Below are 9021 nucleotides of genomic sequence, written 5' to 3' on the forward strand. Positions count from 1 at the left end.
TTATTACACCTCCATGACCAGCAGCTCAGGATCGGACAACAGCTGCTTGATATAATTCATGCAATTTTGAGCGGTGGCTCCATCAATAATGCGATGGTCGAAGCTAAGCGACAATGCCATAACCGGTGCGGCTACAATCTCGCCATTCTTCACTACCGGCTTCTCGGATATCCGTCCGGTTCCGAGGATCGCCACTTCCGGGAAGTTGATAACCGGGGTGAAGAACATTCCTCCGGCAGAACCGATATTCGTGATCGAAATCGTGCTTCCCTTCATCTCGTGGGGTGCGAGCTTGCCTTCACGTCCGCGGGTGGCCAAATCTTTAATTTCCGAGGCGATCGTCCAGACATTCTTACGGTCTGCATCGTGAATCACCGGAACGAGCAAGCCGTTATCCGTATCGGTCGCAATCCCGATATTGTAGTACTTCTTGTACACAATTTCGTTCTTCTCTTCGTCGATCATCGCATTCATGACCGGGAACTGTCTGACCGCAGCCACAAGAGCCTTGACGATAAACGGAAGGTAAGTCAGCTTGACGCCCCTCTGCTCGGCGAGTGCCTTGCCTTTCTGACGCAGCGCTACAAGCTGGGATACGTCCACTTCGTCCATAATAGTGACATGAGGTGCCGTATATACCGACTTGGACATGGCGTTGGCGATCACTTTGCGGATACCTTTGAACGGAACGCGTTCTTCGATCCGGTCTCCCGCTACAACGGTCGCAGCCGCAGCACCTGCTGCCGGAGCAGCCGCCTCTGCCGGCTTGTCCGCGACAGCCTGGCCTCCGCCCGCTGCGAAAGCTTCCACATCCTCGCGGGTGACTCGCCCGTTCTTGCCGGTAGCCGGGACATCGGCGATATTAATACCTTTCTCCCTGGCCAGCTTGCGAACGCTAGGCGTTGCCAGCACCTCCTTCGCAGAAGCCGCCGGCTTGGCGTTCGTACCCTGTCCGGCCTGACCCTCGGAAGCATCCGCCTTGGCCGTATTCTCCACGTTGTCAACGACCGCTTCGCCTATATTATCTTCTACTTTTTCTTCAGCGGTTCCTTCCGTATCGCCATGATCCGGGGGAAGATCGCCTTCCGCATCGATGACAGCCACTACCTGACCGACTGTACATACTTGCCCTTCCTGTACTTTCACCTCAACGACGGTACCGTTAACCGGACAAGGCACCTCAACAACCGCCTTATCGTTCTGCACGTCCATAATGATATCATCGTCTGTTATTTTATCGCCAGGCTTGATGTGAAGCTTGACAATTTCACCTTCGTGCAGGCCTTCCCCGAGCTCAGGGAATCTGTATTGAAACATGGCCATGGCCCCTACCTCCTTGATCGTTATGCATGAAACTAATTCCGTTCGCCCCTATGTAGGGTTATTTAAACATTCTGCTCGGCTTCCTTGCCCATTCCGACTTCCTAGGTGCATTCCTGTGCAAGCAAGCGAAATTTAGACGCATCCGCATTCCTTCGGATACGTCTCTTACTGATAGAAAGGCTGACTTGTCCAATCCGGTTAAAATTCAAGAACTTCATTAATCCCTGCAATAATGCGAGCCGGATTCGGAAGCCATTGATCCTCGATAAGAGCGAAAGGATATACGGTATCCGGAGGCGCTACGCGCAGAACCGGCGCTTCCAGATGAAGAATCGCTTTTTCATTGATCTGCGCGATGACTTCTGCAGCTACGCCGGACGTTTTCTGTGCTTCCTGAACAACGATAGCGCGGTTCGTTTTCTTAATCGACTCCACAATGGTATCGATATCGATCGGCATGATTGTCCGCAGGTCGATAACCTCGACTTTAACCCCTTTCGTCTTCTCCAGCTCTTCCGCCGCCTTGAGCGAAGTATGAACCATCGCCCCGTAAGTAATAATGGTGGCGTCCGTTCCTTCGCGCACGACCTTGGCCTTTCCGAGCGGTACGGTATACTCTCCTTCCGGAACATCTTCCCGGAAAGCATGGTACAGATTCAGATGCTCCATGAAAAAGACCGGATCGTTGTCACGGATCGCCGAAATAAGAAGACCCTTGGCATCATACGGGTTGGAAGGCACAACGACCTTAATACCTGGAGTTTGTACAAGCAATCCTTCCAGAGAGTCAGTATGCAGCTCGGCCGCCTTGACACCTCCTCCAAAAGGAGTACGGAATACGATTGGTGCATGGTATCTTCCGCCGGAACGGTAACGCATGCGGGCAGCTTGCACACAGATTTGGTCCATTGCTTCAAATATGAAGCCGATAAACTGAATTTCGGCAATCGGCCGGAAACCTTGCGTTCCCAAGCCGACCGCCAATCCGCCGATAGCGGATTCCGCCAGTGGAGTATCGAACACCCGCTCTTCACCGAATTCTTCCTGCAGACCTTCGGACGCACGGAATACTCCGCCGACTTTACCGACGTCTTCCCCGAACAACAGAACGTTGGGATCGCGTTTAAGTTCGACGCGCATAGCGTCTCTGATTGCTTCTTTCAAGTTCATTTGAGCCATGACTAACCCGATTCCTCCTTAGAATACCTAATCAAGCTGTTATATATTGCGTAAAGGCCTGTTTCCGGTCTTATTTTTTATTGTAATAAGCTTTCTGCTCTTCTAAATGCTGCGGTGTCGACTCGAACATGCTGTCGATCAGTCCGGGCACCGTCATTTTCTCGATTTGCTCCGCCTTCTTGATATGCTCGGCAACTGCCGCTTTCGCTTCGTCTTTGACTCGGGCATCGTCTTCCTCTGTCCACAGGCCCTTCTTGTTCAAATATTTGCGCAAGCGTTCAATCGGATCCTTCTCGCTCCATACGCCTTCCTCGTCCTTGGTCCGGTATTTCGTCGTATCGTCAGACATCGAGTGAGGACGGAAACGGTAGGTCAGGCCTTCGATCAGCGTGGCTCCTTCCCCGTTCCGGCCGCGTTCGGCTGCATCGCGTACGGCTTTAATAACGGCGAACACGTCCATTCCATCCACCTGTACGCCCTTGATTCCCGCAGCTACTGCTTTATGGGCAACCGACTGAGCCGCAGTTTGTTTGGAGAATGGGGTCGTAATGGCATAACCGTTGTTCTGGACAAAATAAATGACCGGCAGCTTGAAGACACCTGCGAAGTTCAGGCCTTCGTAGAAATCGCCTTCGGAAGAACCTCCGTCTCCGGTATAAGTAATAACGACATTTTTCTTGCCGCGCTTCTTCAATCCCATACCAATTCCGGTCGCATGCAGGATCTGGGCACCGATAATAATTTGGGGCATGAGCACGTTGACTCCTTCCGGAATCTGTCCCCCATGCTGATGGCCGCGCGAATACAAGAACGCCTGATATAACGGCAGGCCATGCCATACCAATTGAGGCATATCGCGGTAACCGGGGCAAATATAGTCTTCTTTATCCAATGCGAACTCACTGCCGACCATTGTAGCTTCCTGACCGGATACCGGCGCATAGAAACCGAGACGGCCCTGACGTCCCAAATTGACAGCCCGCTCATCCCAGGTTCTGGTGAACACCATTCTCCGCATCAGCTCTTTCAGCTCATCATCGCTCAGCTCGGGCATTTCCGCTTCATTGATAATTTCTCCATCCGGGGAGAGGATGGACAGCGGCTGAACTTCCTCCGACTGTACTTCATAAGCCTTGCTAACCTCGGAAGCTTTATTCATTACGTGCACCTCACTACTCATTTGCTTCGCACCTCGCTAGTCAATAATTGTTACGAAGAGTAATCTGTTATACAATTATTATATTACTGTCTCACTAGAATTTCCACCAAAATATAAAGTTTGTTCGATTTATAGGCTTTACTGTTTTTAAACAGTTGAAAAAAAGTTATATAACAGATGGCCGGCTAATTCATTAAAACCCCATCTAATAGCTTAGCCTCAATATTATATCATTTACCTCCCCGTTGAAAAAAATAAGACGGGAGTATAACAGGAAGGATGAATGTATCATGACCAATCCATCTATTTACCATCGCACTATCCTCAAGAAACAAATTTATTCGGCTTCCCTTCAGACGGAGAGAGAGATCTGGGTGTATTTACCTCCCGGCTATAACGAGCTGCTGACCTATCCGGTCGTTTACTGCCAGGACGGGGTCGAATTTTTGAATTATGGCCGAATTGCAACAGCAACGAATCAGCTTGTCCTAGAGGAAGACATGGAGCCCCCTATTATTGTTGGAGTACATGTCGATCTGAAAAACCGGACAGAGGAGTATTCTCCGGACGGAGAACGCTTCTCGGCTTATTGCCGTTTCTGGACGGAAGAAATGATGCCGGAAATAGAACGAAGCTTCCCGATCCGGGCTTCCGCCGAGGAAAGAATACTGGCGGGGGATTCGCTGGGGGCCACTGTCAGTCTGCATCTGGCCCTCGATCACCCTCATCTGTTCCGCAAGCTGATTTCCTTGTCCGGCGCCTTCTTGCCACCTACGCGGCAGCGCCTGACGGGCGAATCGGATCTAAGCGGGCTCGACATGTATATGTTGATCGGTCTGCAGGAAACAGAAGTGAAAACTCAGAGAGGGACCTTCGATTTCCTGGAAGCCAATCGCCTGGCCAAAGAGCTGTTGACAAGTAAAGGGGCTAATGTTTATTACGAAGAAGACGAAGGAAAGCATCTATGGGGATTCTGGCAGAAGAAGCTTCCCTCGGCATTGTATCACTTTCTGGGCTAGAACGATTATCATATACGGCGGGAGCTGCGATTATTTAACGATCGTATCGGTTTTTGAGCAGTGTCATGGTCTGTTCGATTTCCGGATTCAGCAGCTCCGCCGGTCCGATTTCCCTTAAACATCCTCCTGCTTCACGGACAACCTCCACCGTTCGCTGAGCGAAGGCTTCTGCTGAAGGCACATTCGCCAACTCCGCCAGGCTGCCCATGCTCGTGTCGCTGACTCGGGGATAAGCCAGGGCGGAATCCCCTCGGGAGGCGATCTCATAGAATCTTCTGGCGACGGAGGCGCGGTCTGTTCCCCTGCCTTCTACAACGACGAAGGCTTGGATGACGAAGCCCCGGGCTTGGCGCCGCTGCGCTATCCCGCAAAATTTCCGCCCGCCTATCGCCAGATCGTAATCCCCGGGGCAATAGGACCCCCGGATTTCCCCATCCTGCACGGAATCGGTCCATGGCGAAATGACTTGGCGGAGCAGGGAAACCATGAAACGAAAATCTTGATGGAAGTCCATCTTCCCTTCCGGGTTGGGTAGAACAAGAGACAGGTTCACCACGCCGGCATCCAGAGGAACCGCCGCCCCGCCCGAATTGCGGACGGCCGTGTCATAGCCTTCCCCTCTAAGCCAGTCCATGGCCTGCTCCGCATAAGGAAGCTTCCTGTCCCTCAAGCCGACGACAAAAGCCCGGGGATGCCTCCATATATGGAGCAGCGGCCCCGATTTCTTCTCTATTTGTCTGCACATAACCTCATCCCATGCAAAGGGAAGCAATATCGGAAAAGAACCGCCGGCTTCCTTCGCTTGGGTATGAATAACCGTCACTTTTTTCAGCCAATCCGGCTGCAGCTGTATTTGTTCTTTAATGTTCAACCTTTTCATCCCGTTCTTTTGTAAAATAATTCGCTCGGCGCAAAGCTTGTACTTCCAGTTACCCAACAGAACTTGTGATTCATTTGTCTGACTGTATGTTTTTTTTCGTATAAAACGCACTCGTTCGATCACTCTTCGCGCATTTGTATCTCTACTGACTACGCTAGGTACGGTTACGATGAAGATACTGAGATTCTTTTTTCAACAGTCTGAGATTTTCCATCCAGTTTCCTCATATTACCTCCAGGGAGTAAACTAGCTGGATGATCTCCACTAAGCTATTCGCCCCCTACTGCCAAACCTTGTCCCCGCTTTGGACCCCGTCCTTGGTAACCACGGCATAAACGAGAGGCTTGGGCTCGACCGGCCGCTCCGCCAGCCTGAAGGCGGCAAGAACCTGCTTCCCGGCCGCTTCCGCTGCTTCAGCCCGGCCTGCAGACACATGAAGCTCCGCTAACGTGTCTCCCCGGACTACCCGTTCCCCGGACCGCTTATGAAGCACGATGCCTACGCCTAAGTCGATCTTGTCCTCCTTCGTGGCCCTACCGGCCCCCAGGTTCATAGCCGCCAAGCCGATTTCCTCCGCGGCGACACTCTCGATCCAGCCCTCCCCATCCGCATGAACAGGGATGATCGTATCGGCCGCCGGAAGCTGCTCCGGGAAATCGACGATATCCGCTTTCCCTCCCTGGGCTGCGATCATTTCCTTCAGCTTATTACAGGCCGCACCGCTTGTAATAGCCTCTTCCAAAATACCTACAGCCTGGACATAATCCTTCGCCTTGCCCCCCAGCAGTAGCATATGCGCGCCCAGCATCAAGGCGACCTTCCTCAGCGGAGTGCCGGTCTCTTCTCCTTTCAGCACCCGGATCGCTTCCTTCACTTCCAGAGCATTTCCGATGGAGCTGCCCAACGGCTCGTCCATACCGGTAATGACCGCTACCGTTTCGCGCCCTACCTGCGAGCCTATGGCAACCATCGCCTCGGCCAGCTCAATCGATTCCTCCAACGATTTCATGAAGGCGCCATTGCCGGTTTTGACGTCCAGCACTATAGCATCGGCACCCGAGGCAATTTTCTTGCTCATCACCGAACTGGCTATCAGCGGGATGGAGTTGACCGTCGCCGTCACATCCCTCAAGCTGTACAGCTTTTTGTCCGCGGGTGTAATATTCCCTGTTTGGCTGATAACGGCAGCGCCAACCCGGTTGACCTGCTCCACGAATTGCTCCTTGCTCAATTCCACCCGGTATCCGGGGATCGACTCCAGCTTGTCGATGGTGCCGCCGGTATGGCCCAACCCGCGCCCGGACATCTTGGCCACAGGAACTCCCGCCGCTGCGACAAGCGGAGCAAGAATAAGCGTAGTCGTATCCCCTACACCGCCAGTGCTGTGTTTATCCACTTTTATCCCATGAATGGCGCCGAGATCCATCTGATCCCCCGAACGGGCCATTTCCATAGTCAAATCAGCGGTCTCCCTGGCGTTCATCCCTTGGAAATAAACCGCCATAGCCCACGCCGACAATTGATAATCCGGTATGGACCCGTCTGTGCAGCCCCGGATTATAAAGGCGATTTCCTCCGAAGTCAATTCCCCGCCGTCCCTTTTCTTACGGATTATATCGACCGTTCTCATTGTATCCCTCCGCAGCATATATTTATCAAGGCATAGCCATCTGTGAGTTCATCCTTATTATAAACGATTTTCCGGCTGGAATCTTGCACAACACTACAACACCGCTCCAACCGGGTAACCCGAAGGGATTAATCATTCTCGAAAATTTACCTCACATTAGTCAATTGTCAAAAAAGATACGAAGTGATTTTCATGAGATGAGCGTCTATCTTTCAATTGTGTCAAATTCGTGAACAAATATCAGATTAATTTGAAATCATCGTAAAATTGAAAACATTTTGTTACTTTTATCCGTCTATATTCATGTAAGCTTTAAATAAGCTTTTGGTTTAGACCATAAGGATAAGGGTTAAAGTAAAGATAAGAAGACTTTCTAACGGAAAGATTTCCGAAGATTGTTCTTTCAGCGCTATAGCAGCTTTTCACGCATGCACTTGATGCACAGATCTTTGTTCATAAAGGTCTTCCGATTAACATATGCTTGTACAAAAAAAGACACAAGCAGGTGCATGCTTGCGTCTAATCGCTTAGTATCCATTACAATACTCTCTTGGCTCCGACATAGCGCGGACCCCAATATTTGCTGTTAAGGCTATCTACCTTAACACCAGAAGACGTTGTAGACGAAATAAATTCGTTATTGCCAATGTAAACTCCGACATGCGAGATAGAGAAGTTCTTGGTGATCGAGAAAAAGACAAGATCCCCTTCCTTCAACTCGCTAACCGAAGTGCCTGCCTCATCGTACATACTCGCAGAAGTACGAGGCAGCTCAATTCCCTCGCTTGAAAACACATAACGGATAAATCCGGAACAGTCAAACCCGCTAGGCGTGGTTCCTCCCCACTGGTAAGGGGTTCCCAGATATTCCCTTGCCTTCTCGATAACTGCCGGAGTGGTGTCGACTACCTCTTCGGCGGCTTCGGGAGGAGCAGAATACCATGCCGGAGCATGATACTTTCCATCTGCCGCAATAATTGCTATATAATTAACGTCATCCCATTGCAGCATATAACCGAACGCTCCGGATAGGAAACGCACAGGAACATATACCTGTCCGTCAACAAAATCTACTTCGGAGTCCAAAGCTACAGGTTCGTCGTTCACAATCGCTTCTTTAGAGCCGGTAACCAAAGTGATCCTCCGGCTTTCGTTAAATACCTCAGTCGTTACTTTGTCCTGCTCCTTGGACCAGTTCAACTGGTAACCAAGCTTCTCGGCAACCGGACGCAGCGGCACCATTGTCGTCCCCGTGGCATCCAGATAAGGCTGTCCCTCTTGGAAAACGACCAATTCATCATTTATTTGTACTTTCACATCAATATTCGATTCAGCCGCATCAGCCTGATGCGAAACAAATAATCCAGATAACAATAACGCGGAAGATAATGCCAGTTTCTGGCCAAAATGATTGAGCCTCAGTGTTGCTTCCTCCTTATGCCTCCGGAGTTAGTTGTCGGGTTCGGGTCGAGGATTCCCTAGCTAAAGCGTGCACCCGCAATAGCATTCACCCCATAGTGATCCCCCGTACCAGCTTGTAATAGAGCTGGATTCGGCATTTTTTTCTTTTCTTTTCTTTTTTAAGCTACCACATGTTGGGCCGTTGCACAATGCAAAATTTGTAAACTTTCGATTTTTTGTCACGAATATGGGAAACCTGTGAACTCGTGAACCTCCCCCACTTACTCGCTATCGCGAGTTGAAGTCGGGGCTTCTTACCACGGGCAACTTCATGTACCTATTGTAGATAGGGTTTTGCCCCATCTACTCCATATCCAAGTACGGGGTATCTGTGAAGTTGTCTTAGTAAGCAACCGATGTCTCTTGTAGA

The 9021-nt window shown here is 50.7% G+C and carries 7 protein-coding genes and 1 riboswitch; of the genes, 1 reads left to right on the plus strand and 6 read right to left on the minus strand.

All coding sequences use genetic code 11. The features are described 5' to 3' along the window. Window positions 1–3 precede the first annotated feature (3 nt). From ACTHRH_RS04625 to pdhA, 3 genes are all read right to left on the minus strand, one after another. A complete protein-coding gene (locus ACTHRH_RS04625) occupies window positions 4–1323 on the minus strand; it encodes a dihydrolipoamide acetyltransferase family protein (RefSeq protein WP_144933380.1) in 1320 nt (439 codons plus the stop codon). A 198-nt stretch (window positions 1324–1521) separates the two neighbouring features. After that, complete coding sequence (locus ACTHRH_RS04630; protein WP_144933381.1) at window positions 1522–2502, minus strand: alpha-ketoacid dehydrogenase subunit beta; 981 nt, start codon at window positions 2500–2502, stop codon at window positions 1522–1524. A gap of 70 nt (window positions 2503–2572) precedes the next feature. Beyond that, window positions 2573–3661: a pyruvate dehydrogenase (acetyl-transferring) E1 component subunit alpha gene (gene pdhA / locus ACTHRH_RS04635; RefSeq protein WP_144933382.1), complete on the minus strand. Its 1089-nt coding sequence runs from the start codon at window positions 3659–3661 to the stop codon at window positions 2573–2575. Between the two features lie 290 nt (window positions 3662–3951). Between pdhA and ACTHRH_RS04640 the strand changes: the two genes are divergently transcribed. Next, window positions 3952–4680, plus strand: a complete 729-nt coding sequence (locus ACTHRH_RS04640; RefSeq protein WP_144933383.1) for an alpha/beta hydrolase — start codon at window positions 3952–3954, stop codon at window positions 4678–4680. Window positions 4681–4714: 34 nt separating this feature from the next. Here ACTHRH_RS04640 and ACTHRH_RS04645 read toward each other — a convergent pair whose 3' ends face one another. The 3 genes from ACTHRH_RS04645 to ACTHRH_RS04655 all read right to left on the minus strand — a co-directional run bounded on the left by ACTHRH_RS04645 (window position 4715) and on the right by ACTHRH_RS04655 (window position 8507). After that, window positions 4715–5551 carry a lipoate--protein ligase family protein gene (locus ACTHRH_RS04645; protein ID WP_186328194.1) on the minus strand — a complete coding sequence of 279 codons (837 nt, stop codon included), beginning with the start codon at window positions 5549–5551 and terminating at the stop codon, window positions 4715–4717. Window positions 5552–5840: 289 nt separating this feature from the next. Then, window positions 5841–7190, minus strand: coding sequence for a pyrimidine-nucleoside phosphorylase (locus tag ACTHRH_RS04650; RefSeq protein WP_440414302.1), 1350 nt, complete (start codon window positions 7188–7190; stop codon window positions 5841–5843). Window positions 7191–7727: 537 nt separating this feature from the next. Beyond that, on the minus strand, window positions 7728–8507 hold the full coding sequence (locus tag ACTHRH_RS04655) for a C40 family peptidase (RefSeq protein WP_379289377.1): 780 nt from the start codon (window positions 8505–8507) through the stop codon (window positions 7728–7730). A 105-nt stretch (window positions 8508–8612) separates the two neighbouring features. After that, window positions 8613–8758, minus strand: a riboswitch (cyclic di-AMP (ydaO/yuaA leader). Window positions 8759–9021: the final 263 nt, after the last annotated feature.

Origin of the sequence: Paenibacillus sp. SAFN-117 (assembly GCF_051966115.1) — a bacterium.
GTDB classification, from domain to species: Bacteria; Bacillota; Bacilli; order Paenibacillales; family NBRC-103111; genus Paenibacillus_L; species Paenibacillus_L residui.